The organism is Paracoccus ferrooxidans (genome assembly GCF_029909815.1).
Taxonomy (GTDB): domain Bacteria; phylum Pseudomonadota; class Alphaproteobacteria; order Rhodobacterales; family Rhodobacteraceae; genus Paracoccus; species Paracoccus versutus.
This window is the reverse complement of sequence record NZ_CP038202.1, coordinates 144640-170974: the sequence shown is the minus strand read 5'-3', so window position 1 is coordinate 170974 and position 26335 is coordinate 144640. Positions and strand designations below refer to the sequence as shown.

29 protein-coding genes and 1 pseudogene are annotated in these 26335 nt (G+C 69.3%); 11 read left to right on the top strand and 19 right to left on the bottom strand.

All coding sequences use genetic code 11. From position 1 onward, the window contains the following. Positions 1-444, bottom strand: a complete 444-nt coding sequence (locus E3U26_RS17900) for a PaaI family thioesterase (RefSeq protein WP_036756218.1) — start codon at positions 442-444, stop codon at positions 1-3. Positions 445-581: 137 nt separating this feature from the next. Between E3U26_RS17900 and E3U26_RS17895 the strand changes: the two genes are divergently transcribed. From E3U26_RS17895 to E3U26_RS17870, 6 genes are all read left to right on the top strand, one after another. Further along, positions 582-1022, top strand: coding sequence for a MerR family transcriptional regulator (locus E3U26_RS17895; RefSeq protein WP_036756220.1), 441 nt, complete (start codon positions 582-584; stop codon positions 1020-1022). Positions 1023-1114: 92 nt separating this feature from the next. Next, entirely contained in the window at positions 1115-1504 is a 390-nt protein-coding gene (locus E3U26_RS17890; protein WP_036756222.1) for a MerR family transcriptional regulator, read from the top strand. A gap of 22 nt (positions 1505-1526) precedes the next feature. Continuing rightward, positions 1527-3305, top strand: coding sequence for an acyl-CoA dehydrogenase family protein (locus E3U26_RS17885; RefSeq protein WP_499107068.1), 1779 nt, complete (start codon positions 1527-1529; stop codon positions 3303-3305). A gap of 280 nt (positions 3306-3585) precedes the next feature. Then, positions 3586-4227, top strand: coding sequence for a glutathione S-transferase family protein (locus E3U26_RS17880; RefSeq protein ID WP_499107066.1), 642 nt, complete (start codon positions 3586-3588; stop codon positions 4225-4227). Beyond that, a complete protein-coding gene (locus tag E3U26_RS17875; RefSeq protein WP_114537667.1) occupies positions 4224-5435 on the top strand; it encodes an acetyl-CoA C-acetyltransferase in 1212 nt (403 codons plus the stop codon). The genes E3U26_RS17880 and E3U26_RS17875 overlap by 4 nt, the downstream gene beginning before the upstream one ends. 12 nt (positions 5436-5447) lie before the next feature. Next, positions 5448-7631, top strand: a complete 2184-nt coding sequence (locus E3U26_RS17870) for a fatty acid beta-oxidation multifunctional protein (RefSeq protein WP_499107063.1) — start codon at positions 5448-5450, stop codon at positions 7629-7631. A 227-nt stretch (positions 7632-7858) separates the two neighbouring features. Here the strand turns inward: E3U26_RS17870 and E3U26_RS17865 are convergent, their stop codons facing one another. Then, positions 7859-8866: an adenosine kinase gene (locus E3U26_RS17865; RefSeq protein WP_036756234.1), complete on the bottom strand. Its 1008-nt coding sequence runs from the start codon at positions 8864-8866 to the stop codon at positions 7859-7861. Beyond that, a complete protein-coding gene (gene nth / locus E3U26_RS17860; RefSeq protein ID WP_051419489.1) occupies positions 8863-9531 on the bottom strand; it encodes an endonuclease III in 669 nt (222 codons plus the stop codon). Before nth ends, E3U26_RS17865 begins: the two co-directional genes overlap by 4 nt. A 101-nt stretch (positions 9532-9632) precedes the next feature. Here nth and E3U26_RS17855 point away from each other — a divergent pair, with 101 nt between their 5' ends. Next, complete coding sequence (locus E3U26_RS17855; protein WP_243784434.1) at positions 9633-10229, top strand: methylated-DNA--[protein]-cysteine S-methyltransferase; 597 nt, start codon at positions 9633-9635, stop codon at positions 10227-10229. A 161-nt stretch (positions 10230-10390) separates the two neighbouring features. After that, entirely contained in the window at positions 10391-11038 is a 648-nt protein-coding gene (locus E3U26_RS17850) for a YiaD family glycine zipper/OmpA-like lipoprotein (protein ID WP_114537670.1), read from the top strand. Positions 11039-11209: 171 nt separating this feature from the next. Here the strand turns inward: E3U26_RS17850 and E3U26_RS17845 are convergent, their stop codons facing one another. The 5 genes from E3U26_RS17845 to E3U26_RS17825 all read right to left on the bottom strand — a co-directional run bounded on the left by E3U26_RS17845 (position 11210) and on the right by E3U26_RS17825 (position 13853). Further along, positions 11210-11764, bottom strand: a complete 555-nt coding sequence (locus tag E3U26_RS17845; RefSeq protein ID WP_036756240.1) for a F0F1 ATP synthase subunit B — start codon at positions 11762-11764, stop codon at positions 11210-11212. Then, on the bottom strand, positions 11761-12393 hold the full coding sequence (locus E3U26_RS17840) for a F0F1 ATP synthase subunit B' (protein WP_499107061.1): 633 nt from the start codon (positions 12391-12393) through the stop codon (positions 11761-11763). The genes E3U26_RS17845 and E3U26_RS17840 overlap by 4 nt, the downstream gene beginning before the upstream one ends. Before the next feature lie 77 nt (positions 12394-12470). Beyond that, positions 12471-12704, bottom strand: a complete 234-nt coding sequence (locus E3U26_RS17835; protein ID WP_010394077.1) for a F0F1 ATP synthase subunit C — start codon at positions 12702-12704, stop codon at positions 12471-12473. A 58-nt stretch (positions 12705-12762) separates the two neighbouring features. Then, complete coding sequence (locus E3U26_RS17830) at positions 12763-13509, bottom strand: F0F1 ATP synthase subunit A (RefSeq protein WP_036756242.1); 747 nt, start codon at positions 13507-13509, stop codon at positions 12763-12765. A 2-nt stretch (positions 13510-13511) separates the two neighbouring features. Next, positions 13512-13853 (bottom strand): AtpZ/AtpI family protein, encoded by a 342-nt coding sequence (locus tag E3U26_RS17825; RefSeq protein ID WP_036756244.1) that lies wholly within the window; start codon positions 13851-13853, stop codon positions 13512-13514. Positions 13854-14038: 185 nt separating this feature from the next. Between E3U26_RS17825 and E3U26_RS17820 the strand changes: the two genes are divergently transcribed. Further along, positions 14039-14395: an ArsR/SmtB family transcription factor gene (locus E3U26_RS17820; RefSeq protein WP_036756246.1), complete on the top strand. Its 357-nt coding sequence runs from the start codon at positions 14039-14041 to the stop codon at positions 14393-14395. A 54-nt stretch (positions 14396-14449) separates the two neighbouring features. Here E3U26_RS17820 and E3U26_RS17815 read toward each other — a convergent pair whose 3' ends face one another. Continuing rightward, complete coding sequence (locus E3U26_RS17815; protein ID WP_072462088.1) at positions 14450-16051, bottom strand: bifunctional metallophosphatase/5'-nucleotidase; 1602 nt, start codon at positions 16049-16051, stop codon at positions 14450-14452. 133 nt (positions 16052-16184) lie between these two features. Between E3U26_RS17815 and E3U26_RS17810 the strand changes: the two genes are divergently transcribed. Together E3U26_RS17810 and E3U26_RS17805 are read left to right on the top strand one after the other, a co-directional pair. Further along, positions 16185-16517: a DUF952 domain-containing protein gene (locus tag E3U26_RS17810; protein ID WP_036756297.1), complete on the top strand. Its 333-nt coding sequence runs from the start codon at positions 16185-16187 to the stop codon at positions 16515-16517. Beyond that, positions 16514-17572 carry a dihydroorotate dehydrogenase gene (locus E3U26_RS17805; RefSeq protein ID WP_499107059.1) on the top strand — a complete coding sequence of 353 codons (1059 nt, stop codon included), beginning with the start codon at positions 16514-16516 and terminating at the stop codon, positions 17570-17572. The genes E3U26_RS17810 and E3U26_RS17805 overlap by 4 nt, the downstream gene beginning before the upstream one ends. On the opposite strand, the gene cysE is transcribed toward E3U26_RS17805, so the two are convergent. The 10 genes and pseudogenes from cysE to E3U26_RS17755 all read right to left on the bottom strand — a co-directional run bounded on the left by cysE (position 17569) and on the right by E3U26_RS17755 (position 26334). Beyond that, a complete protein-coding gene (gene cysE, locus E3U26_RS17800; protein WP_114537672.1) occupies positions 17569-18408 on the bottom strand; it encodes a serine O-acetyltransferase in 840 nt (279 codons plus the stop codon). The two genes, E3U26_RS17805 and cysE, sit on opposite strands and share 4 nt — an antisense overlap. A 62-nt stretch (positions 18409-18470) precedes the next feature. Beyond that, a complete protein-coding gene (locus E3U26_RS17795) occupies positions 18471-19193 on the bottom strand; it encodes a DUF2793 domain-containing protein (RefSeq protein WP_114537673.1) in 723 nt (240 codons plus the stop codon). After that, a complete protein-coding gene (locus tag E3U26_RS17790; protein WP_499107057.1) occupies positions 19186-22821 on the bottom strand; it encodes a glycoside hydrolase/phage tail family protein in 3636 nt (1211 codons plus the stop codon). Before E3U26_RS17790 ends, E3U26_RS17795 begins: the two co-directional genes overlap by 8 nt. A 15-nt stretch (positions 22822-22836) precedes the next feature. Next, complete coding sequence (locus E3U26_RS17785; RefSeq protein WP_116220483.1) at positions 22837-23262, bottom strand: NlpC/P60 family protein; 426 nt, start codon at positions 23260-23262, stop codon at positions 22837-22839. Beyond that, complete coding sequence (locus E3U26_RS17780) at positions 23259-24077, bottom strand: DUF2163 domain-containing protein (RefSeq protein ID WP_499107055.1); 819 nt, start codon at positions 24075-24077, stop codon at positions 23259-23261. Before E3U26_RS17780 ends, E3U26_RS17785 begins: the two co-directional genes overlap by 4 nt. After that, on the bottom strand, positions 24074-24706 hold the full coding sequence (locus E3U26_RS17775) for a DUF2460 domain-containing protein (RefSeq protein ID WP_036760246.1): 633 nt from the start codon (positions 24704-24706) through the stop codon (positions 24074-24076). Before E3U26_RS17775 ends, E3U26_RS17780 begins: the two co-directional genes overlap by 4 nt. A gap of 3 nt (positions 24707-24709) precedes the next feature. Next, the gene (locus tag E3U26_RS17770) at positions 24710-25372 is read right to left on the bottom strand and encodes a phage tail tape measure protein (protein ID WP_499107054.1); all 663 of its coding nucleotides are present in this window, start codon (positions 25370-25372) and stop codon (positions 24710-24712) included. A gap of 24 nt (positions 25373-25396) precedes the next feature. After that, positions 25397-25605: pseudogene (locus E3U26_RS17765) on the bottom strand (phage tail assembly chaperone). After that, positions 25602-25919: a gene transfer agent family protein gene (locus tag E3U26_RS17760; RefSeq protein WP_036760252.1), complete on the bottom strand. Its 318-nt coding sequence runs from the start codon at positions 25917-25919 to the stop codon at positions 25602-25604. Before E3U26_RS17760 ends, E3U26_RS17765 begins: the two are co-directional and overlap by 4 nt. Position 25920: 1 nt before the next feature. Further along, positions 25921-26334, bottom strand: a complete 414-nt coding sequence (locus E3U26_RS17755) for a phage major tail protein, TP901-1 family (RefSeq protein WP_024843686.1) — start codon at positions 26332-26334, stop codon at positions 25921-25923. Position 26335: the final 1 nt, after the last annotated feature.

Here is a 26335-nt window from a genome sequence, read left to right as displayed (position 1 = left end):
TCACCTCTCGACGGTAAAGGCGCCGGTGGCCGAGGCCACGGGGCGGGATTCGTCGTCATCCATCGCCCAGGCGCGCACGAAGGCGACCGAGCGGGTGATGTGATAGCAGCTTGCCTTGGCGCGGATGGTCTGGCCGGGCGTCGCCGCGCGCATGTAGTCGATGCGCAGGTCGATGGTCGCGGTCGAGCGCGCCCCGGTCGGATGCGCCATCACCGCCGCGCCGCTGCACGTGTCCATCAGGGCCGAGATCACCCCGCCATGGATCACCCCGCTGCGCGGATCGCCGACCAGATCCTCGCGCCAGGGCAACGAGATCTCGGCCCCCTCGGCGGAAAGCTGGTCCAGCCGCATGCCAAGCGCCCGCGCATGGGGGATCACCTCGATGAACTGGCGCGCGATGCGCCGGCGTTGTTCAAGCTCGTCCTCTGGCGACGGTTCGCTCATGCCCCTGGCCTCTTGCTTGGCTCGCAGGCGGCAATGGTAGCAGCCCGCGACCCGCAGGCAAGCCCGCCCGACCAATGGTTGAGTTTGATCCGCCCCCGCGCTAGGCTGCGCCGCAACCGCAGCATAGAGTTCATCCGATGTCCGATAGCGAATACATTGGCTTCAAGGAAATGTGCGCACGGTTCGACGTGACGCCCCGGACGCTGCGCTATTACGAATACATCGAGCTGCTCAGCCCCCGCAAGGAAGGCCGCTCGCGCTTCTACGGCCCGCGCGAGATCGCCCGGATGAAGCTGATCCTGCGCGGCCGCCGCTTCGGCTTCTCGCTCGAGGACATCCGGCAATGGCTGCTGATCTATGGCGAAAAGGGCACGCAGGAGCAGTATCGCGTCTGGATCGAGCTGGCCGACCGCCAGCTCGAGGTGCTGCGCCAGCAGCGCGACGAGCTCGAAGCCTCGATGACCGAATTGCTGGCCCTGCGCAACGACACCGTCGCGATCCTGGACGGCATGGGCCAGGATGGCGCGGGCCAGGACGGGGCGGGCCAGAACGGCGCCGGGACGGCGAAAAGGGGCTGAGCCGGGCGCTGACGCCACGTCCCCCCTTACGCGCACGTCAACTCGACCTATATTCCCCGGCAAGTGAATGTGCCAAGGGGAGAGGATCGGCCATGGGCGACGAGCTGTTGACCATCCGCCAGATGTGCGACGCCTTCGACGTCACGCCGCGCACGCTGCGATTCTACGAATCCCGCGAATTGCTGTTTCCGCAGCGCCGCGGCCAGCATCGGCTTTACGGCCGCTCGGACCGCGCCCGGCTGACCCTGATCCTGCGCGGCAAGCGCTTCGGCTTCTCGCTGGAGCAGATCCGGCAATTGCTGGAGCTTTACGACCCGGCCGAACGCAACATCACCCAAACCGAAGCCACGCTCGCCACCGCCCGCGACCGGCTTGCCGACATGGAGCGGCAGCACCGCGAACTGGGCGAGGCCATCGCCGAGCTGCGCCAGCAGATCGCCGAGGGCGAGGCCGCTCTGCAAAGACTGAAATCCGACGCCTGAGGGCGAACTTTCGGGAGGACCGATGACCACCTATTCCGCGCCCATCCGCGACATGCAATTCGTGCTGCATGACGTGCTGGACATCTCGAACCAGGATCTGCCGGGTTACGGCGATCTTGACCGCGACTTCACCCAGGCCGTGCTGGAGGCGGCCGGCAAGCTCGCCTCCGAGGTGCTGGCGCCGCTGAACGCCGTCGGCGACCGCGAGGGCTGCACGCTGGAAAACGGCGTGGTCCATACCCCCAGGGGCTTCCTGGAAGCCTTCGAACAGATGCGCGAGGGCGGCTGGACCGCGCTCGACTGCGACCCGGAATACGGCGGCCAGGGCATGCCCTATGTGATCGGCCTGGCGGCGGGCGAGATGTTCTCGGCCTCGAACATGGCCTTCACCATGTATCAGGGCCTGACGCATGGCGCCTATTCCGCCATCCACGCCCATGGCACCGAACAGCAGAAGGCCACCTACCTGCCGAAGATGGTCAGCTGCGAATGGACCGGCACCATGAACCTGACCGAGCCCCATGCCGGCACCGACCTGGGCCTGCTGCGCACCAGGGCCGAGCCGCAGCAGGACGGCAGCTACCTGATCACCGGGCAGAAGATCTTCATCTCGGCCGGCGACCACGACATGTCGCAAAACGTGATCCACCTGGTCCTGGCCAAGGCGCCGGGCGGGGGCGAGGGCACCAAGGGCATCTCGCTTTTCATCGTGCCGAAATTCCTGGTCGACGAGGACGGCTCCCTGGGCGACAGGAACGCCGTCTCGGTCGGCAACCTGGAAGAAAAGATGGGCATCCACGGCAATGCCACCTGCGTGATGAACTATGACGGCGCGAAAGGCTGGCTCCTGGGCGAGCTGCACAAGGGCATGCGCGCCATGTTCACCATGATGAACGAGGCCCGGATCGGCGTCGGCCTGCAAGGCTATTCCGTGGCCGAGGCCGCCTATCAGAACGCCGTCGCCTATGCCCGCGACCGGCTGCAGGGCCGCGCGGTGACGGGCGATGCCAACCCTGCGGGTCCGGCCGATCCGCTGATCGTGCATCCCGACATCCGCCGCAACCTGATGGACCAGAAAAGCTTCCTCGAGGGCGCCCGCGCGCTGGCCTTCTGGGGCGCGTATCTGATCGACCGCGCGGTGCTGGCCGAGGACAAGGAGGCCCATGACCTCGTCTCGCTGCTGACGCCGGTGATCAAGGGCTTCCTGACCGACAAGGGCTTCGAGACGGCGGTGCAGGCCCAGCAGGTCTTCGGCGGCCACGGCTATATCGAGGAACAGGGCATGTCGCAATTCGTCCGCGACGCCCGCATCGCCATGATCTACGAGGGCGCGAACGGGGTGCAGGCGCTGGACCTCGTCGGCCGCAAGCTCGCGGCCGAGGGCGGCAAGCCGGTCATGGCCTTCTTCGAGTTGGTCAAGGCCGAGATCAAGGCGCATGAGGGCGACGCGGCGCTGGAGGCCGGCTTCTGCGAGCCGCTGAAGGCGGCCTCGAAGGATCTGCAATCGGCGGCGATGTTCTTCATGGAACAGGGCATGAAGAACCCGAACGCGGCGCTGGCGGGCTCCTACGACTTCATGCACCTCTTCGGCCATGTGGCGCTGGGGCTGATGTGGACGCGGATGGCGGCTGCGGCCAAGGCGGCGCTGGATGGCGGCACCGAGGATCCGGCCTTCCACGAGACCAAGCTGGCGACCGGCCGCTATTACATGGCGCGACAGCTGCCGATGACCGCGGCGCATCTGGCCCGCATCCGCTCGGGCGCCGAGCCGGTGATGGCGCTGGATGCAGGGCGGTTCTGAAACGGGCAAGGGGGGCGCCTGGCGGCAAGGTCGCATGGGTATTTGGGCAACGAAGAAATCGGCAGGTTGCGCCCCGGCCACCCCCGCGGTTCAGGCGGGACAGGTTTTGGCCAAATGACCGGGGCGACTTCTCCGTTGGCGGTCATCGGCTCCCCAGCCTGTACCGCACCGCCGAGTTTCACAGGGAGCGGTTAAGACAAGGTTAAGGCGCGTCTTCTTCGTTGTAAAAATACCCATGCGACCGGGAAGCCCGGCGCCAAGTCGAAGGAAAGGAAACAGCATGACCGCCCAGCTTCACTGCTTCGGAGAATCCGGCCATTCCTACAAGGTGGCGCTGATGATGCAGCTGACCGGTCATCCCTGGCAGCCGGTCTTCGTGGATTTCTTCGGCGGCGCCATGCGCGGCGCCGACTATCGCGCCTTGAACGAGATGGGCGAGGCGCCGGTCTACGTCGAGGACGGCCTGACCCTGGCCCAGTCGGGCGTGATCCTGCTGCACCTGGCCGAAAGGACCGGGCGCTTCATGGACAGCGACCGGAGCGAGATCCTGCGCTGGCTGTTCTGGGACAACCACAAGGGCTCGTCGCAATTCGGCACGCTGCGCTTCCTGATGAACTTCCTGCCGCCCGAGAAACGCCCCGCCGAGGTCATCGCCTGGCTGCAGGGGCGCTGCAGGGCGGCGCTGAAGACGCTGGACGGGCACCTGGCCGGGCGCGACTGGCTGGCGGGCGACCGGCCCACCATCGCCGACCTGTCCTGTTGCAGCTATCTCTATTACCCCGAGCCCTTCGGCTTCGACCGCGCCGAATGGCCCCGGATCGACGCCTGGCTGGACCGCATCCAGGCCCTGCCCGGCTGGAAACATCCCTATGACCTGATGCCCGGCAATCCCGCGGACCGGGCCGCGAAGGAGGACGCATGACCGAAGCCTATATCTACGACGCCGCCCGCACCCCGCGCGGCAAGGGCCGCCCGGACGGCAGCCTGCACGAAGTCACCTCGGTCGCGCTTTCCGCCCGGCTGCTGAATGCCGTCAAGGAGCGCAACGGGCTCGAGGGCCATGCCGTCGAGGACGTGATCTGGGGCAATGTCACCCAGGTCAAGGAACAGGGCGGCTGCCTCGCCCGCTCGGCAGTGCTGGAATCCGACCTGGACGAGTCGATCCCCGGCCTGGCCATCAACCGCTTCTGCGCCTCGGGCATGGAGGCGGTGAACCTGGCCGCGAACCAGGTCAGGGGCGGCGCAGGCGACGCCTATATCGCCGGCGGCGTCGAGATGATGGGCCGCGTCGCCATGGGCAGCGACGGCGCCGCCATCGCCGTGGACCCCAGCCTGACCTTCAAGACCTATTTCGTCCCGCAGGGCATCAGCGCCGACATCATCGCCACCGAATACGGCTTTACCCGCGAAGAGGCCGATGCCCTTGCCGTCGAGAGCCAGCGCCGCGCCGCCCTGGCCTGGCAAGAGAACCGCTTCGCCAAGTCCATCGTGCCGGTCAGGGACCAGAACGGCCTGACCATCCTCGACCGCGACGAATACATGCGCCCCGGCACCACGCTGGAGGATCTGGCCAAGCTGAAGGCCAGCTTCAAGGAGATGGGCGAGTCCATGCCCGGCTTCGACAAGGTGGCGATGCTGAAATACCCGCATCTGGACCGCATCGAGCATATCCACCACGCCGGCAACAGCTCGGGCATCGTGGACGGCGCCGCCGCGGTGCTGATCGGCAATGCGGAATTCGGCAAGGCGCATGGGCTCAAGCCCCGCGCCCGCATCCGCGCCACCGCCAAGATCGGCACCGACCCGACCATCATGCTGACCGGCCCGGTGCCGGTGACGGAAAAGATCCTGCGCGATTCGGGAATGGCGATCAGCGACATCGACCTCTTTGAGGTGAACGAGGCCTTCGCCTCGGTCGTGCTGCGCTTCATGCAGGCCTTCCAGGTCGATCCCGCCGTGGTCAACGTCAACGGCGGCGCCATCGCCCTTGGCCACCCGCTGGGCGCCACCGGCGCCATCATCATCGGCACGCTGCTCGACGAGCTGGAGCGGCAGGACAAGACCGTGGGCCTCGCCACGCTCTGCATCGCGTCCGGCATGGGCGCGGCCACCATCATCGAGCGCGTCTGAGCGGAGGGGAAGATGACCGATTTCACCATGGATAAAGGCGCCGACGACGTCGCCATCATCACCTGGGACGTGCCCGGCAAGTCGATGAACGTGCTGTCGCTGGACGGCGCGGCCGAATTGAACGCGCTGATCGACGAGGCCCTGGCCGACGCGGCCGTGAAGGGCATCGTCATCACCAGCGGCAAGAAGGACTTCGCCGCCGGCATGGACCTGAACGTCATCGCCGGCATGAAGCAGGGCGGCGCGCAGGCGGTCTTCGACGGGGTGATGACGCTGCACCACCTGCTGCGCAAGATCGAGCTGGCCGGCATGGACCCCAAGACGAAAAAGGGCGGCAAGCCCATCGCAGCCGCCCTGCCCGGCACGGCGCTGGGAATCGGGCTGGAGCTGCCGCTGGCCACGCATCGCATCTTTGCCGCCGAGAACCCGAAGGCCAGGATCGGCCTGCCCGAGATCATGGTCGGCATCTTCCCCGGCGCGGGCGGCACCACCCGGCTGGTGCGCAAGCTGGGCGCCATGGGCGCCGCGCCCTTCCTGCTGGAAGGCAAGCTCTCGGACCCCGCCAGGGCGAAATCCGCCGGCCTGATCGACGAGGTCGTTGCCGACCCCCTGCAAGCCGCCCGCGAATGGGTGCTGAAGGCAGGCGATGCCGACCTGGTCAAGCCCTGGGACGCCAAGGGCTACAAGATGCCGGGCGGCGAGCCCTATAGCCCTTCCGGCTTCATGACCTTCGTCGGCGCCAGCGCCATGGTGCATGGCAAGACCCTGGGCGTCTATCCGGCGGCCAAGGCCCTGCTGAGCGCCGTCTATGAAGGCGCCATGGTGCCCTTCGACACGGCGCTGAAGATCGAGGCGCGCTGGTTTACCAACGTGCTGATGAACCCCTCCAGCACGGCGATGATCCGCAGCCTCTTCATCAACAAGGAGGCGCTGGAGAAGGGCGCGAACCGCCCCGAGGCGCCGGACCAGACGGTCAGGAAGCTCGGCATCCTCGGCGCCGGCATGATGGGCGCCGGCATCGCCCATGTCTCGGCCATGGCCGGGATCGAGGTGGTGCTGATCGATTCGACGCAAGAGGCGGCCGAGCGCGGCAAGTCCTATTCCACGGGCCTGCTGGACAAGGCGATCAGCCGCCGCAAATCCACCGAAGAGAAGAAGGCCGAGGTGCTTGCCCGCATCACGCCCACCACCGATTACGCCGCCCTGCAAGGCTGCGACCTGGTGGTCGAGGCGGTGTTCGAAGACCCCGCCGTCAAGGCCGAAGTCACCAAACGCGCCGAGGCGGTGATCCCGCAGGACGCGATCTTCGCCACCAACACCTCGACCCTGCCGATCAGCGAGCTGGCCAAGGCCAGCGCCCGGCCCGACCAGTTCATCGGCATCCATTTCTTCAGCCCGGTGGACAAGATGCTGCTGGTCGAGATCATCAAGGGCCGCGAAACCGGGTCGCGCGCCGTGGCCAAGGCGCTGGACTTCGTGCGCCAGATCCGCAAGACGCCCATCGTGGTCAACGACGCGCGCTTCTTCTACGCCAACCGCTGCATCATCCCCTATATCAACGAGGGCATCCGCATGGTGGCCGAAGGGGTCAGCCCCACGCTGATCGAGAACGCGGCCAAGATGATGGGCATGCCGCTGGGACCGCTGCAACTGGTGGACGAAACCTCGATCGACCTGGGCGTCAAGATCGCCAAGGCGACGCGCGCGGCCATGGGCGAGGCCTACCCGGACGGGGCGGTGGACCAGGTGATCTTCCGGCTCGCCGACCAGGGCCGGCTGGGCCGCAAGACCAAGGCCGGCTTCTACGATTATGACGAGGCCGGCAAGCGCCAGGGCTTCTGGTCGGGCCTCGCCGCCGAATGGCCCGAAGCCGACACCCAGCCCGAGCTGACCGAAATCCAGCACCGGCTGATGTTCGCGCAATCGCTGGAAGCCGTCCGCGCGCTGCAGGAAGGCGTGCTCGAGGACATCCGCGAGGGCGACGTGGGCGCCATCCTCGGCTGGGGCTTCGCGCCCTGGTCGGGCGGCCCGTTCGGCTGGCTCGACATGCTGGGCGCCCCCCGCGCCACCGAGATTGCCGAGGATCTGGCGGCGAAATTCGGCCCCCGCTTCGCCGCGCCGCAACTGCTCAAGGACATGGCCGCGAAAGGCGAAAGCTTCTACGGCCGGATCGGCGCCGGCAACAAGGCTGCCTGAACTCTCGCGGCGGGCAGGGCCGGTTCAGCCTTGTCCGCCCGGTTGCCGGGGTATTTGAAGAACGGAGAAAAACCGGCGCCGGGCCAATTCCGCACCCCTCGGCAGGAAGCCCGCGACCAGGGCATTTCACCGTTTCCCGAATACTCAAAGAAAAAGCGCCGAAGGGTTCCCCCTTCCGGCGCTTCTCTGTTGCCCAAATACCCCAGGGACCGCGCCCCAAGGCGCGATCAGGCCAGTTCCTCGGCCCGGAAGGCCGCGCGCAGGTCGCTTTCGGGCCGGGCGCCGACATGGCCGATGACCTCTGCTGCCGCGATGCAGCCCATCCGCCCCGCCGCCGCCAGGTCGGCGCCGATGGCCAGCCCATAGATCAGCCCGGCCGCGAACTGGTCGCCCGCGCCGGTCGCATCCACCGGCACCACGCGATGCACCGGCGCCGTTACCCGCTCGGCCCCGCGGATCAGGATCGCATCCTCGCCCGAGCGGGTGCAGATCACCGTCCCGCAATCGGCCGAGGCCAGGCGCAGCGCCTCCTCCAGATCCTCGACCTGATAGAGCGACTGCCATTCGTGGACATTGCCGATGACGTAATCCATCGGCCCCGCCACCAGCCGGCGGAAATCGGCGCGGTGACGGTCGACGCAGAACGGATCGGACAGCGCGATCCCCGCCTGCCCGCCCGCCGCGTGGCAGGCATCGGCCGCCTTCAGGAAGGCCGCCTTGCCGGCATCCTTGTCGAAGAGATAGCCTTCCAGGAACAGCCAGTCCGCGCCGCTGAAGGTCGCGGGGTTCACGTCGTCGGGCCCCAGTTCGCCGGAAATCCCCAGGTAGGTGTTCATCGACCGCTCGCCATCCGGCGTCACGAAGATGATCGAGCGCGAGGTCGGGGCCACGTCCCCCGCCACAGGCGGGTTGACGAAAACCGTGCCCTGCGCCTCGGTCTGCTCGGCATAGCTCAGCCCCAGGGGATCGCCCGCCACTTTGCCGATGAAGGCCGTGCGCAGCCCCAGCATTCCCAGCCCCGCCAGGGTGTTCGCGACCGAGCCGCCCGGCACCAGCCGCGCCTTGCCCGCCTGCGGATCGGCCGATTGCGCCGCCATCAGGAACTCGGATCGCGCGCGGTCGACCAGCTGCATGATGCCCTTTTCCACCCCCAGCCGCGCCAGCGTCGCATCCGAGGTCGGCGCGATCACATCCATCACGGCATTGCCGATCCCGATCACGTAGGGGGTGGTCATTCGGTCTTCTCCTCATAGGGGCAAAGATCTTCGATGGGGCAGATCCGGCAACGCGGGCGCCGCGCCTGGCAGATATAGCGGCCGTGCAGGATCAGCCAGTGATGTGCGTTCTGCTGGAAGGGGACGGGGACGTTGTCCTCGATGGCGCGCTCGACCTCCTCGACGTCGCGGCCCGGCGCGATGCGGGTGCGGTTGCCGACGCGGAAGATATGCGTGTCCACCGCCTGCGCCGGAAAGTTGAACACGCTGTTCAGCACGACATTCGCCGTCTTGCGCCCGACGCCGGGCAGGGTCATCAGCGCCGCGCGCGATTGCGGCACCTCGCCGCCATATTCCTCGACCAGCCGGCGCGACAGGGCGATGACGTTCTTGGCCTTCTGGCGGTAGAGCCCGATGGTCTTGATCTCCTCGGTCAGCGCCTCGACGCCCAGCTCCAGCATCTGTTGCGGCGTGGTCACGCGCTGGAACAGCGATTTGGTCGCCTTGTTCACCCCGACATCGGTCGCCTGCGCCGACAGCGCCACCGCCACCAGCAGGGTGAAGGCATTCACATATTGCAGCTCGGTCACGGGATGCGGATTGGCCTCGCGCAGGCGCGAAAAGATCGCGACCTGGGCCGCATAGGGCAAGGCGGGGGGAAGGCGGGAAAGGGTGCTGCGTGCCATGCGCCCCCAGATGCCCTGCCCCGCCGCCATGCGCAAGCATTCCCGTATGGATTTGGCCCGCGGTTGCGCTAGGCTGACACAGCGACAATTGCGAGGCAGGCATGACACGAACGCTTTTCTCCCTTGCCCAGCCCCAGCAGGGGCTGCGGGTCTCGATCACCACGCAGCCGGCCCAGCATGCCGGCGCGGTGCTTTGTCGCGGGCGCTTTCCGACGCCGCTCGGCACCGTGGTGGCGCTGGGGGCGGGCGGCGCGCTCTGGGCCCTGGGCTTTGCCGGCCCCATGCCCGAGGACCGGGTCGAGGCCGACCTGGTCGCCCGCTTCCCCGGCGCCCGGCTGGTCGAGGCGCCCGAGGCGCTGGCCCCCGCCATCCAGGCCCTGCTGGCCGGCGAGGGCGAGATCGCCGTCCGCCTTGGCGGCACCGCGTTCCAGTTGCAGGTCTGGCGTGCCCTGGCCGAAGTGCCGCCGGGACAGGTCATCAGCTATGCCATGCTGGCCGAGCGCATCGGCCGTCCGAACGCCCTGCGCGCGGTCGGCACGGCGGTCGGGCAGAACCCGGTCTCCTGGGCGATCCCCTGCCATCGCGTGACCCGCACCGACGGCCGCATCGGCGGCTATCATTGGGGCGAGGCGGTAAAGCGCGCCCTGCTTGCGCGCGAAGGCGCGAGCATCGCGCCCCGCGCCATCGCCGCTTTGTGAGCCGCGCACCGCGATTTCCCGTCTATTCCTGTGGAGTTGGCCCGGAACCCATGCCAATGTGACCGCGTTTGGGCATCAGCCGCCGGCCCCCGGAGACGGGAAGGCCGGCCGCGTCGCAAGGACAGGCGGCGTAGGATCGCCCTGAAAAGAAAGGTGAAGGAATGAAGACCCGTATTTCGCTGCTTCTCGCCTCGGCGGGCGTGATCGCCATCAGCGCCTGCGCGCCGACCGATCCCTACGGCCAGCCCCAGCAGACCAGCCGCACCCAGCAGGGCGCCATCGCCGGCGCGGTTGTGGGCGGCCTGATCGGTGCCGGCGAAAGCCGCTCGAACGCCGTGAAGGGCGCGATCATCGGCGCGACGGCGGGCGCCGTCGGCGGCTCGATCCTGGACCAGCAGCAGCGCGCACTGCAGCAATCGCTGAACAACCCGAACATCCAGATCGTGAATCACGGCACCCATCTGTCGGTGGTGATGCCGGAAACCACGCTGTTTGCGACCGATTCCGCGGCGGTGGGGGCGCAGGGGCAGAACGATCTCTACACCATCGCCCGCAACCTCAACCAATATCCCAACAGCCGCATCCAGATCGTCGGCCATACCGACAGCACCGGCTCGGCCGCCTACAACCAGGATCTGTCCGAGCGCCGGGCGCGTTCGGTCGCGGGCATCCTGGGCGCCGGCGGCGTGTCGCAATCGCGCCTCACCACCATGGGCCGCGGCGCGACCCAGCCGGTCGCCTCGAACGACACCGCTGCCGGCCGGGCGCAGAACCGCCGCGTGGAGATCCTGATCATCCCGACCCGCTGATCGCGGCAGGGACGCCAGGCGCGGGCCGGCAGCCGAAAGGCGGCCGGCCCTTTGCTTTTGCGCCCTCGATGGGCGGAAAAGGAAAAACCCCCGAAGCGTCTCCGCCTCGGGGGTCCGGTCACTGTCCCATGGGGATGCTTGGCCGCACCCCTCTCGTTCGATTCCGCAGCCTCAGTTCAGCCGCCGGCCCACTTCCTCGATGGCCTGGTCGATGCCGGCGCTGCGCTCGGCCGGGCTGGCCTGCTTGCCCAGGATCTCGGTCGCGGCGCCGATCGCCGTCTGGATGGCCCGGTCGCGCACGGCGCGCACGGCATCGGCCTCGGCGCTGGCGATCTGTTCCTCGGCGGCCTTCAGCCGGCGCTCGATCGACAGTTGCAGCGCCTTCTTGGCCTTTTCGGCTTCCGAAACCGCCTCGCGCTTGGCATTGGCGACGATCTCGTCCGCCTGGCCCTTGACCTCGCGCTGGCGGCGCTCGTAGCTCGCATAGATCTCCTGCGCTTCCTCGCGCAGGCGGCGGGCTTCGGCCAGGTCGTTGCGGATGCCCTCGGCACGCTTGTCCAGCAAGCCGCCGACGATCTGCGGCACGCGGAACCAGACCAGGATGCCGACGAACAGCAGGAAGGCCAGCGTGACGATGAAGTCGGTATTGCGCAGCGAGAAGAACGGGCCCGAAGCCGCAAGCGCCGGGCTTGCCATCAGGGCAAAGAGAACGCTCAGACGTTTCATTGCAGCGCCCCCTTCAGTCGCTGGTCGACCGCCGCATCGACCAGACCCTGGTCAACCTTGCCGCCGAAATTCTCCACCAAGGCCGCAGTCACCTCGCGGGCGACATTGCGCGCGTCCTCGATGGCCGAGGCGCGGATCTCGCCGATGCGCTTTTCGGATTCCGCCGCGCGCGCGGCGATTTCCGCATCGGCATGGGCGATGGCGGCGTCCAGTTCCTTCTGGATCTCGGCCTTGTTGGCGGCCACGATCTTGCCGGCCTCGGCGCGGGCGTCGGCCAGCGCCTTGTCATAGGCGGCCTCGGCCTCCTTGGCCTTCTGCTTGAATTCCTCGGCAGCCATCAGGTCGCCGGTGATGGCGCCCTGGCGGTCCGAGATGACGCCGCCGATGCGCGGCAGCGCGATCCGCGACAGAACCCAGTAGATCACCGCCAGGATGACCAGCAGCCAGAAGATCTGGTTGCCGAAGGTGGTGAAATCCAGTTGCGGCATGCCGGGGGCGCTGGCGGCATGGCCAGCCGCGCCATGGGCCGCATCGGCGCCATGACCCGCCGCTTCGGCGGATTCGGTGATGATCACCGTTTCAGATTCTTCGACCACGACGGGCGCGGTCTGTTGCAACAGGCTGAACATATCCTACCCCATGCCGGTCGTTTCACAATCGGGTGGGCGCGTGACGCCCCCACCCAACCGCAAGGATGGCAAAAGGATCAGACTGCGAACAGCAGCAGCAGCGCGACCAGGAACGAGAAGATGCCCAGGGCTTCCGCAAAGGCCATGCCGATGAACAGCGTGGCGGTCTGCGAGGCAGCGGCCGACGGGTTGCGCAGCGCGCCCGCCAGGTAGTTGCCGGCGACATTGCCCACCCCCATGGCGGCGCCCGCCATGCCGACGCAAGCCAGACCGGCGCCGAGATACTGTCCCAGTTGACCCAGATTTTCCATGTTCATGCTCCTTGAGGCTTTTGGAAAGGGTTTTCGTTTCAGACCTTGGCTGCCCGGCTCAGTGCGCCGGATGCAGCGCGTCCTTCAGGTAGACGCAGGTCAGGATGGTGAAGACATAGGCCTGGATCAGCGCCACCAGCACCTCGAGCCCATACATGGCGGTGATGGCGACGACCGAAACCGGCGCGATGGCGGCAATGGCGGCGAAGGCGGCAAAGACCTTGATCACCGCATGGCCGGCCATGATGTTGCCAGCAAGTCGGATGGAATGGCTGACCGGCCGCACGAAATACGAGATCAACTCGATCACAGCCAGCACCGGGCGCAGCGCCAGCGGCGCCGAGCTGACCCAGAACAGGCCCAGGAAATGCGCGCCGTTCTTGACGAAGCCCAGCACGGTCACGCCGACAAAGACCAGCACCGCCAGCACCGCCGTCACGGCGATATGCGAGGTCGGCGAAAAGCTTTTCGGCAGCAGGCCCAGGAAGTTCGCGAACAGGATGAAGCAGAACAGCGTCATCACATAGGGGAAGTATTTCAGCCCGTCCTTGCCGGTCACGTCCTCGACCATCTTGTGGACCATGCCGTAAAGCAACTCGGCGATGGACTGGACGCGGTTCGGCACGATGGCCCGGCCGCGGGTGCCAAAGACCAGAAGCGCGGTGATCGCCAGCGCGGCCAGCGCCATCCACAGCGTCGCATTGGTCGGCGTGTACCAGTTCACCGGCCCTTCGCCAAACAGCGGTTTGACGACGAACTGGTCCATCGGATGGAAAACCAGACCACCTGCTTCTTCTTCTGCCATCGTCATTCACCCTTGTCGTCGCCGGGACGTCCCGGTGTCTTGCCTATCTCGTTCGCGGTCCGCATCATGGTCCTGATGCCGGCCGCCAGTCCCAGCAGCACGAAGACCACCATGAAGACCGGCTGCAGGCCGGTCAGATAGTCCAGCCCGTATCCGATCCCGAAGCCCAGGGCCAATCCCGCCACCAGCTCGGTCACCATGCGCCAGGCCATGTTGGCCTGGCTGAAATGCTCTTCCCCGCGCGAGGCCGGCTTGTCCGCCGCCTTCTTGCCCAGCCGGGCCTCCAGCGCGCGCAGCCGCTCCGCGTCTCGGGATCGCGCGGCGTCATGGTCGTCCTCGGCCACGGCTCACACCCCCGTTATCGGTTGGCGCGGTGATAGGGACTCGCGCCCCCCGAGTCAAGCAAGGCCCCAGAAATTGCAACCTGTTGAAAAACAAAGATTCCGCGAAAGCCGCCCATCGCGGAAACCCGGCCTTGCGGTCCGGTGGCCATCCGCTCCATATTCAACCGGCAAGTTAAGCAAAGCCGATGCCCGCACAGCAACCCAGCCTCGACGCCATTTTCTCCGCCCTCGCCGATCCGACCCGGCGGGCGATCCTTGGCATGCTGCTGGAAGACGACATGGCGGTGACGGATGTGGCGGCGCCCTTCCAGGTCAGCCTGGCGGCGATCTCCAAGCATCTCGCCGTGCTGGCGGCCGCGGGACTGATCCGGCAGGAAAGGCGCGGGCGCATCATCTGGTGCAAGCTGGAACCCGACGGGCTGCGCAACGCCTCGGTCTGGATGCAGGGCTTCGGCCAGTTCGAGCCGGTGGACCTGGACGATTTCGAACGCTTCCTGCGCGAAGCCCTGCCGCTGGCGGATGGCGACGAAGCCAAGTCCTGATGGCCCCCGAACGCAAAAAGGGCCGGGCATAGGCCCGGCCTCTTTGCGTTCCTGTCATTTCACGGTGATGCGGCCATCCACCCGCGCCACGAAGCCCGGCCCCTGCTTGGCCAGGTATTCGGCCAGCACATCCGCCAGATCCGGCCCGAAGTCATAGGCGTTCATCGCGTTCTCGGCAAAGACCCTGTAGCCGTCGCCGCCCGCGCGCATGTAGTTCTGCGAGACCACGCCATAGACCGCCTCGGGATCGATCGGCACCCAGTCCGAGCCGTCGCGCACCTGCACGTCGCTGATCCGGCTGCCCGCCGGGGCCGAGGGATCCAGCGTGTATTTCAGCCCGGCGACCTGGGCAAAGCGCCCGGCGCCCTCCTCGATCTGGCTCGCGCCGTTTTCCAGCCCCGCGACCACGTCCGCACCCTTCAGCTGGAACGTGGACAGCGTGTTCTGGAAGGGCAGGACCGACAGCACGTCTCCCATCGTCACCACCCCCGCGGCGATCGAGGCGCGCAAGCCCCCGCCGTTCTGGATCGCGATGGTGATGCCCTGGTCCTTGACGCGCGCCAGCATGGCGTCGGCGACCAGGCTGCCCATCTCGCATTCCCGCGCCCGGCAGGTTTCCCGGCTGCCGTCGATCGGCGCCGCGATCTCGGCCACGCGCTTCTGCTTGAGCTGCTCGATCGGCGCGGCCATCTCCTTGACCCGCGCGGCCAGCTTCTCGTCCGGCGCGACCGAGCCGTCCAGCAGGATCGGCTGCCCCTCGGCCTTGACCAGCTTGCCCTCGTCGTCCCAGGTCAGGACCAGATGGCCCAGGTATTTGCCATAGGCATAGGCGGTCGCCACCGGAACCTCGGTGCCGTCCGCGCCCTTGACCATGGTCGGATAGGGGCCGGCGGCACCTTCGAGCTGGCCCAGCAGCGTATGGCTGTGCCCGCCGACGACCGCGTCGATCCCGGCCACCTCGGCGGCGAATTCCTGGTCGCGCCTGTAGCCGGAATGGGTCAGCGCGATGATCTTGTTCACGCCCTGCTCGGTCAGTTCCTGGACGTCGGCCTTCAGGCTGTCCATGTCGTCCATGAAGATGACCTTGTCGCCCGGCGAGGCGGTCTCGGGCGTGTCCATCGCCAGGGCCGAGACGATGCCCACCTGCTCGCCGCCGACATCCAGCACCAGCACGTCGCCGACCTTGTCCTTCAACTCGGGCGATTGCGACAGGTCCAGGTTGCCCGAGACGACCGGAAACTTCGCGCCCTCCGCCAGGATCTGCAGCCCCTGCGGCCCGTCGTCGAATTCGTGATTGCCGACCGCCATGGCGTCGAAGCCGATGGCGTTCATGAACTCGACCGTGTCCTTGCCCTTGTAGGTCGTATAGAACAGGCTGCCCTGGTACTGGTCGCCCGCGTCCAGCACGATCACGTTCTGGCCCTCGGCCTTCAGCCCGTCGCGCAGCTCGCGGATCTTGGTCGCCAGCCGCGCCACGCCGCCGAAGCACCCATCCTGCGCCTCGGTCTCGGCGTCGCAGGTGCTGTCATAGGCGTTGATCGGCTCGATCCGGCTGTGGAAATCGTTGATATGCAGGACATGCAGCGTGTAATCCGCCTGCGCCGCGCCCGAAGACAGCGCGACGATCGCCGCCGAAACCATGAGCCCGCGTTTCATCTCGATCCCTCTCACCCCGAATGTCTGGATGGGCGGCAGATTGCGGGATGCCGGCCGCGGCGTCAATTGGCGAAGCCGTTGGGGCGACGCGATGCCGCTTGACGGCCCGCATCACGCGACGCATGAACCCGCCATGCTGGTTTACAAGATCTTCCGCGCCGCCGAGTTCCAGGCATTCCAACGGCAGGGCCGCAGCGCCGGCGCGCCGGTGGACCTGGCGGACGGCTATGTCCACCTCTCCACCGCCGCGCAGCTGCCCGGCACCCTGTCGCGCCATTTCGCGGCCGAGGACGGGCTGCACCTGCTGGCGCTGGACGGCGACGCCCTGCCCGAGCTGCGCTGGGAACCCTCGCGCGGCGGCGATCTCTTTCCGCACCTCTACCGCGAATTGCGCATGGGCGACGTGATCTGGAGCCGCCCCCTGTCCCTCGGCCCCGCCGGCCACGACATCGGAGATCTCGCATGACCCCCATCGAGCGGCTGGGCCTTGCCGCGCTGCATCGCCTGGACCCCGAACGCGCGCATGACCTCTCGATCCTCGCCCTGCGGCTCGGGCTGGTGCCGCTGCCGGGCCGGCCCGTCACCTCCGACCGGCTGCGCATGCAGCTCGCCGGCCTCGACCTGCCGAACCCGGTGGGTCTGGCAGCCGGCTACGACAAGAACGCCCGCGCCCTGCCCGCATTGATGCGCGCGGGCTTCGGCTTCGTCGAGGTCGGCGCCGCCACCCCGCGCCCGCAGCCCGGCAACCCCAGGCCGCGCCTGTTCCGCCTGACCCAGGACCGCGCGATCATCAACCGCTTCGGCTTCAACAACGAGGGCGCGCAGGCCATCGCCGACCGGCTCGCGCAGCGCCCGCCGGGCATCCCGGTCGGGCTGAACATCGGCGCGAACAAGGACAGCGCCGACCGCAGCGCCGATTTCGCGCAGGTGGTGCGCATTACCGGCGCCCATGCCGATTTCCTGACCGTCAACGTCTCTTCGCCCAATACCGAGAAGCTGCGCGACCTCCAGGGCCCCCAGGCGCTGTCGGCCCTGCTGCAAGGCGTGCTGGCGGCGCGCGACGCGCTGCCGAACCGCCCGCCGGTGTTCATCAAGATCGCCCCCGACCTCGACGATGCCGCGCTGGCCGACATCGCCGCCGTGGCGCTGGCCGCCCCGGTCGATGCGATCATCGCCACCAACACCACGCTTTCGCGCGACGGCCTCGCCTCGCCGCAGGCCGGGGAAATCGGCGGCCTCTCCGGCGCGCCGCTCTTCGACCGCGCCACCCGCATCCTCGCCCGGCTCTATCGCGAGACGCAGGGCCGCGTGCCGCTGATCGGCGTCGGCGGCATCGGCTCGGCCGAGCAGGCATGGCAAAAGCTGCAGGCCGGCGCCTCGGCCGTCCAGATCTATTCCGCGCTGGTCTACCAGGGCTTCTCGCTGGCCGCCCGGATCGCGCGCGACCTCGACCAACGGCTCGCACGCGAAAACCTCACGCTGGCCGAGCTGACCGGCAGCGGCAACGCCGACTGGCTCTAGAACAGGTCTTCGTGGCCCAGAAGCTGGTTCATCGTGTTCGACGGGTCGGCGCAGCCCGCATCGCCCACGATCCGCGCCGGCACCCCGGCCACGGTCTTGCAGGGCGGCACCTCGGCCAAGACGACCGAGCCGGCGGCGATGCGCGAATGATGGCCGACGCGGATATTGCCCAGCACCTTGGCGCCGGCGCCGATCATCACGCCGTTGCCGATCTTGGGATGGCGGTCGCCATCCTCCTTGCCGGTGCCGCCCAGCGTCACCGAATGCAGCATCGACACGTCGTTGCCGACCACCGCCGTCTCGCCGATGACGATGGAATGGGCATGGTCGATCATCACGCCCGTGCCGATCTTCGCCGCCGGGTGAATATCGACGCCGAACACTTCCGAGCAGCGCATCTGCACGAAATAGGCCATGTCGCGGCGCCCCTGCTGCCACAGCCAATGCCCGATGCGATAGGCTTGCAGCGCCTGGTAGCCCTTGAAGAACAGGATCGGCTGCATCAGCCGGTGCGTCGCCGGGTCGCGGTCATAGACCGCCAGCAGGTCGGCCTGCGCCGCCGCCGACAGTTCCGGCGCGCGGGCAAAGGCATCGTCGGCGATCTCGCGCAGGATCTGCTCGCTCATCTCGCGCGAGGCGAGCTTCAGCGAAAAGCGATAGGCCAGCGCCGCCTCGAATGTGGCATGATGCAGCAGCCCGGCATGGATCAGCGCGCCCAGCAGGGGCTCGTCGCGCACGGCGATGCGCGCCTCGCGCTGGATGCGGCCCCAGACCGAATCGCGCGGGGCATCGCGCGCGTCGGACAGCGGCTCGATCATGTCTTTCTGCAAGTTCATACGGGCGCCCGTCAGTTTCACCCGCCGAGTCTAGCGGAAACCGGCGGGCGCGAAAAGTCCGCTCAATCCGGCAGCCGCAATTCCCACCAATGCAGCACGATGCGCACCTTGCCGCCGGCGAACTGCCCGCCCGCCGCCGTCAGCCGCAGGGGCGCAGGCTCCCAGAACACCACGGGCGGCGAGGCAAGCCCCCGCGCCCAGGAGCCCTGCGCCTTGCCCAGCCCGTGACCGAATCGCGTCAGGCTGTCCGAACTGCCCGCCGTGCCCAGCGACCAGGATGTCGCGCTGCCGGTGATCGCCTCCAGCACCCGCGCCGTGGCGCCGATGACCAGCGCGCCGGACGGCACGGCCATCGCCGTCTCGAACCAGGCGCCCGCGCCCAGCGTCACATCCTCGTCAAGCTGCCGTGCCAGCAGGCCCGAGCCGTGCTGGCCCAGGGTGATGGCGCCGGGCACCCAGGCCGCCCCGCCATGGATCGCCACCACCCCCTGGTCGGCGACCAGCGCCCGCCGGCCGAAACCCGGCTCGACAAAGACCCAGCCGCCGTTCGCGCCGATGGCGATCTTGCCGCCCTGCCCCTCCCAGGCGTTGACCGCGCCCTGCGGCACGCCCCAGCACAGCCCGTCCACCACCGTCTCGGGCGGGGTGATGCGGGTCAGGCTTTGCAGCACCAGGTCCACCTGCCCGTCCAGCCGCATCAGCGCCTCGTTCACCGTGACATGTTTCTGCGCCTGCGCCGGCATCAGCAGCGGCAGGGCGCAATTCGCGGTCGTGTTCTCAGACATGGATCATCCTCCTTGCATGGGGCCCGGCCCCGAACGTGTCGGAAAGCTGGGCGACCTCGACGGCAAAGCCGCCGCCCGCCGCGGCCTGGGACCAGACGCCCCCGGGCACCGCCCAGCGCGGCTCGGCCAGCACGGCCTCGGCCAGCACCTGCCCGTCCCGGACCAGCCGGGCGGCGTAACGCTCCTGCGCCTCGCCCAGCGGCACGTCCGGCCCGTCCCAGCCGTCGCCCTGTATCCGCGTGCGCCGCACCCAGGTCACGACCCGGCCGCGGACCTCCAGGTGGCAGGGCGACAGCGGCCGCAGCCCGGCGCCGCGGAACGCCGCGGCGACGTGGCGATAGCTGGGGTCGTCCGGGCTGCGCGTGGCCGGCCCGATGCGCCAATGCCGCAGCTGGTTGCGGGCCGAGGGCGCCAGCTCCACCTGCGCCGCCGCCCCGTCCAGCAGCACCGCCACGCTGCCCGCCGGCCAGACCGCCGGCATGAAGGCATCCGTCCCCGCCTGCCCGCGCAGCCGCATCGAGATCTCCCATAGCCCGGCCGAAACCAGCCGCGCCTCGGCGAATTGCAAAAGCTCCCAGCCCTCGGCCGAGCCGTCGCCGATCGCCAGCAGGTTCGCGCCCGCCAGCAGCGCCTCGACCCCGGCCGAGCGCAGGTTGCCGCCCTTGACCCGCAGCCGCAGCGCCGGCCCGCGGTCCCAGACCCCCGGCCGCGCCGCCGAAAGCGGCCCTTCCGTCACCCCCATGACCGAAGGCTCGGCCAGCGTCGCGTTCAGCGCATAGCCCCCCGCCTCCTCGGTCGAGACCCAGGCCGCCGCCGCCCCCGGCCAGGGCGTCGCCGTCACCGCCAGATGCGGCGCATGCGCCACCTCGTCGCCGCGCAGCAGCGGCAGGTCCAGGAACACCGGCCAGACCGGGATCGGCGGCACGAAGGGGCGCAGCGCCGCCTCGCCCTCGACCACGCGGGCCGGGCGATAGACCCCCGGCTCGACCCGCACCGCGTCCACCGTGATCGCGCCCGCGCGCTCGATGCGGTCGATGCGCCAGCGCTTGGCCTCGGCCGCCTCCTCGGCCAGCCGCACCACATCCCCCGGCCCCAGATGCCCCAGCGAGGGCGGCAGGGCGAACCGCACCGCGTCCCGCGCCACCGCCGCCTCCGACAGCCAGCGTTCCGCCAGCGCCCGCCCCTCGCCGCGGGTCAGCGCCATCGCCAGCTCGCTGTCCGAGACCGCCAGGAACTCGGCCCCCGGCATCACCGTCTCGGCCGTGCGCGCGGCATAATCGCCGCCCGCCTCGACATGGGTCAGCCGGATGCGGCCCACCATCTCGGCATCGGCGGCGCGCGAAACTTCCACCGCCTCGACCTCCTCGGCCAGCGCCATGTCCTCCGGCCCCAGCTCGGCATCGACCCGCGCACCGCGCATGACAAAGCGCAGGACGCCGTCACGCTCGACCGCGTCGAACCCATGCGCCAGCATCAGCGGTTGCAGCGCCGCCCGCCCCGCCCCGGTCCGCCCGAACGCCACCCGCGCCGGATTGTTCGCCGGATCGCCCCAGAACCCGGTCATCGCCCGCACATAGGCCGCCTGCACCAGGTCGTCCCGCCGCCCGTCCGAAAAATACGGCAGCATCGATTCCGAACTCATCGCGTCCAGGAACTTGTTGGGCTGGTTCGTGCCCTTGTCCAGCGCGGCGCAGCCCATCTCGGTAAACCACACCGGCTTGCTGCCCGGCACCCAGGCCGAGGGCTGCGCCCGCCGCACCCCGCCGATGCGGTCGTGATGCGCGTTCTGCCACCAGCCGCGGATGTCCTTGTAGCGCCAGATCCAGTGCTCGTGATGCGCGCCGTCATGAATCGCCGTACGCCGCTGCGCCTGCCGGTCGGCATCGCTGGCGTAATACCAGTCGTAGCCCTCGCCGCCGGCGACATTGGCCAGCAGATAGGCCGGATCGTCGATCCGCCCGTGACGGGCGTCCAGGTGATCCTCGCCCTCGCGCCAGTCCGACAGCGGCATGTAGTTGTCGATGCCGATGAAGTCGATGTTCTCGTCGGCCCAAAGCGGGTCCAGGTGGAAATGCACGTCGCCGTTGCCGGGATGATGGCCGAAATATTCCGACCAGTCGGCGGCATAGCCGACCTTGACCCCCTCGCCCAGGATGCCGCGCACATCCGCCGCCAGCCGCCGCAACGCCTGCACGGCCGGAAAGGAATGTCCGGCGGCCATGATCGTCGTCAGCCCGACCATCTCGGACCCGATCAGGAAGGCGTCGATCCCGCCCGCGGCCGCGCAAAGATGCGCGTAATGCAGGATGAACCGGCGATAGGACCACTCGTCCGGCCCGTCGTAACCGATCACCGAACCGTCGCGGGTGAAATCCCCGGCCTCGGCCGTGCCGAAGAACCGCGCCACCTCCTCGGCGGCCTCGGCGGTGCCCACGGGACTGCCCTCGCGCCCCGGCGCGACGCTGGCGGTGATGCGCCCGCGCCAGGGCATGACCGGCTGGTCCGAGGCCCCGCTCCAGGGATCGGGCCGGCCGTTCCCCGCCAGCTGCTCCATCAGGATGAAGGGATAGAACACCGCCTTGCGCCCGCTTTCGGCGATCGCCCGCAGCGCCTCGACGACCGAGCCGTCGGCGGGCGTGCCGCCATAGATCGGCCGCCCGTCCACCCGCGCCACCGCCTGCGCCTCGTCGCGCCCGATGCCGCCGGCGCGCCAGGCCATCCCCTGGCCATCGCGCGACAGATCCTCGACCTTGGGCCGAACCGTGCATTCGCCGGCCCGCAGATCGTCGCCGAACCAGGACACCACCAGCGAGACCGAGCCGACACGCGGCAATTCCCGCCCCAGGGTCGCCATCGAGGCCAGGAAGTCCGTCGCCCCCAGCGCGCTGTTGTGATTGGCGACCTGCATCTCGCCCAGGCCCATGTCATAGCGGACCGGCGTCGTCGCCAGTGCATATTCGCCGGTGCCGGGGATCATGGCCACCGCCTGCACCTCGCGCGACAGGCCCCGCCCCTGCCTGGCCGCCCGCACCACCTCGAAGGACAGCTGCGGCACCCGGTTGCCCCAGGTCTCCAGCGCCAGATCCTCCAGCACGACATAGGCCAGGCCGCGATAGGCCGGAGCCGCCTCGCCCTCCTCGGCCGCGATGGCCGGGTCGGGCAGCTGTTCCTCGTCGCCCAGGTAAACCCGCATGTTCAGCGCCTCGGCCGAGACCTCCTCGCCATCCGCCCAGATGCGCCCGACCCCCAGGATCGGCCCCTCGCACAGCGCCAGCGCCAGGCTTGCCCGATAGCCGATCTCGGTCACGCGCGGACCCGAGCCCTTGCCGCCGCCCTGGCTGCGCCGGGTCTCGACCAAGGGGCCGGCCCAGATCGCATGGCCCGGCACCCGCATCAGCCCCCAGACACGCGCGATCGGCGTGCCCTCGCCCGCGGTCTGGATGCGCATCCGGTCCACGCGGCCGGTCTCGACCGCCTTCGAGCCGCCGCCCAGCAGGCGCTGGTCGATCATCCGGCCCAGGCTTGCACCCACCGCCCGGCCGATGACGGCGCCCGAAAGCCCCAGAACCGTGCCGCCAAAGCCCGCACCCAGCGAGGCACCCACCGCCGCCAGCAGAATCGTCGCCATTGCTTTCCCTTTTCCCTATAGCGGCGGAAACCGGAACCGCCCGGCGATCCGCGCCCGCCACGGCGCCGACAGCGGGCTTTCCACCACGCCATGCCGGTCATAGGCATGCACGAAGCTGGCCCGCTCGCCGATGTCCGCCACTATTCCCATATGCTTGGCCGGCGCCCCGGCCCGCATGCGAAAGACCAGCACGTCGCCCGGCCGCTCGTCGGGCGCGGGCCGCAGCAGCCGCCCCGCCCCGCCCAGCAGCAGCTCGGCCCCGCCGACCTCGCCCCAGTCGGGCGTATAGGCCGGCATGGCCTCGGGCTCGGCGCCGCACAATTCGCGCCACACCCCCCGCACCAGCCCCAGGCAATCCGTCCCCGCCCCCTTGACCGAGCCCTGATGCACATAGGGCGTGCCGATCCAGGCCCGCGCCGCCCGAACGACGGCCGCGCTCATCGGTTCACCTTGGGCGCGATCAGCCAATCCTCGGGCGGCAGGTGCGGAAAGCCGCGAAAGTTCAGGTAGTTCAGGAACTTCATCCGGCAGGTCTCGGCCCGCTTGTCGCAACCCGCCTCCAGCCGCACCCGGTCGCCCGCGGCGGGCCGGATACCCAGCGCGGTCCACAACTCGACCTCGCGCCGCGCGCCGGGCAGGGCGGCATCCGCCTTGACCAGGCCCGACAGCCCCTCGGCCGCGCCCGACAGCACGACCAGCCGGCCATGCTCGAACCAGCCGCCGTCATGGCCGGCGATGCCCGACAGCGCCAGCCGGCCCTCGTCCTCGGCCTCGACCACGCCCTCGGCCGAATAGCTGGCTCGCGCCAGGTCGAACCGGCACTGCCCGTCCCCCAGCATGGCCGAGCAGCGCGGATGATAGACCCGCCCCTGCGCCCGGTTCAGCGGCTCGGACAGGCCGCGCAGCTCGGCGCGGAACGCCGCGCCGCTGCGCACCACCTCGCCCAGATGGCCGCGAAAGACCAGCCGGCGGTTCGCGCTGTCGGTCCAGTCCACCTCCCACAGCCGCACATCGGCGCCGTCCCAGCGCCCGGCCATCAGGTCGCGCTCGGTGATGGCGCTGTCCGACAGCGCCCCCACCGCCTCGCTGTTGTCCACCGACAGGCCCAGGCCCTGCACCAGCGCCCGCGCGCTCAGCCCGCTGTCGGGCCGGAAGGTCACGCCGTCGAAGGACAGCGCCAGGTCGTGGTCGGTAAAGCCCAGCACCAGCCCGTCGCGCCGCGCGACCGCCCAGGCCCGCGCAATCGTCTCGGTCATGCCCGCACCTCCACCACCGGCACCTGCGGCAGGTCGCCCGCCTGGAAGGACGCGACCGAGACCGCGATCCGGTCGGTGTCGAAGCGCACCGGCACGTCGAACTCGAACCCCGCCGTGACCACGGCCCCCGGCTCGGGCGGTGCGGCGAAACTGACCACGCCCGTCGCCCAGTCCACCGCGAAATCCACCCCGGCGCGCAGCTCGACATTCCCGGCCCCGGCCAGCACCGTGCCCTGGACCGGCTTCGCCACCGGCCGCCAATAGCGCGCCGGACCCGAGGCATAGGCCTTGCGCAGCGCAAACTCGCGCCGCACCCCGTCGCCCATGCCGATCTCCTGGTCCTGGAAGCTCACCGCGGCGCTTGGCGCGCAGGACTTGCAATCGGCCCAGTCCTTCCAGCGAAACCCGTGCATCTGCCCGGCCCGCGCCTCGAAAAAGGCGATCAGCGCCGCCACGTCGTCCAGCGAGCGCAAGCCCAGCCCGGCGTCATAGCGCCGCCGCGAATGCGCCCAGGGCGTGCGCCGCTCCTCGTGGCCGTTGGTCAGCGCGACGATTTCCGTCCGCCGCTCCGGCCCCCCGACCGAGCCGAAGGACAGGTTCGCCGGGAATCTGATCTCGTGAAATGCCATGGCTCACCCGTTCCTTTCCCCGCGCGCCAGCAGCCGGCCCATCTGCGCGGCGATCTGGCTCTGGCTGCGCTGGAACCCCGCCACGTCGGGGGTCGAGACTTTGAAGGTCACGCTGACCGGCCGCCCCCCGCCCTGGGCCGCGACCCCCAGCCGCCCGTCCGCGCCGCGGCGCAAGGGCATGATCGCCTCGGCCCCGGCCTCGCCCATCAGCCCGGTCGCGCCGCGCATCGGGAAATAGGTCGGCTGGCTCACCACGCCCCCCTTGGCAAAGGGCATCACCCGCCCCTGCGCGAAGGCGGCGCCATCCGCAAAGGGCAGCGCCGCCGAGACCATGCCGTTCACCCCCTGCGCGATCGCCCCGGCCAGCGCCTGCTCGATCGGCTTCATCGCCACGGCGAATGCGCTGTCGGCCATGCTGCGCGCGATGCCCTTCAGCGCGTCCGACAGCTTCATGCCGTCGAAGGCCAGCCCCGAGAACGCCCGGCGCAGCCCGCTGCCGATGCCCGATGTCAGCGTGCCCACCTCGCGGTTGGTATGGACCATCGAGGCCCGCAGCCGCGCCAGCTCGGCGTCGAACTCCGCCGCCAGCCGCGCGCTCTGCTCCAGCCCCCGGCCCAGCGCGGGACCGTCCTCGTCCAGCCGGTCCAATCCGTCCTTGTTCGCCATGACGGCGCCTCCTTTTCCCTCATGCTAACCGGCGGGCCGGTCGGGATAGCGCGCGACCAGCTCGGCCAGCCGGTCGCGCGTCATCGCCGCGCCCCGCGCCTCGACGCCCAGCATCAACGCCAGCTCGGCCGGGGTCAGCGCCCAGACTCGGCGGGCGTCAGCCCCAGCCCGCCCAGCCGCGCCGGGCCCAGGCCCATGCGCATCAGCCCCGGCCAGTCCAGCCCGCCGCTCATGCGCCCTCGATGCGAAAGGCCCGCGCCAGCAGCGCCGCCGCCGCATGGGCCGCGGCGACCGGCCCGCCGCGCAGGTCCGCCGAGGCCAGCGCGTCCATGCCGCCCGGCCAGCCGCCCGCCCGCAGGCCCGCGACCAGCACCGCCATCACGTCGCGGCTGGAAAACCGCCCGCCCTCGAAGCGCTCGACCAGCGCGATCATGCTTTCCGCGCCCAGCTCGGCCTCAAGCCCGGCCAGCGCGCCCAGCGTCAGCCGGGCGACATGGCGCCGCCCGTCCAGCCAGATCTCGACCTCGCCCGCCAGCGGATTGGCCATCTCAGAACGCGACGAAGCTGATCGCGCCCGCGCTTGCCATGGAAATCTCATAGGTCGCCTCGCCATTGTAACTGCCCGCATATTCCAGCGCCGTGATCTGGAACGGCCCCTCGACCGTGCCGAAATCCGGGATCACCACCTGGAAGCGCGGCACCTCGCCGTCAAAGAACACCTGCCGCGCGCGCTCGTCCGTGGTCCCGTCCCGGAACACCCCCGAGCCCGAGATGCTGGCCGAGCGCACCCCCGCGCCCGCCAGCAGCTCGCGCCAGCGCCCCTCGCTTTCCAGGCTCGTCACGTCCACCGTCTCGGCATTGAAGCCCAGCCGGGTCGCCCGCAGCCCCGCCACGGTCTCGAAATGGCCGTCGCCGGTCATGTCCATCTTGATCAGCAGGTCGCGTCCGTTCTGCACCGCCATC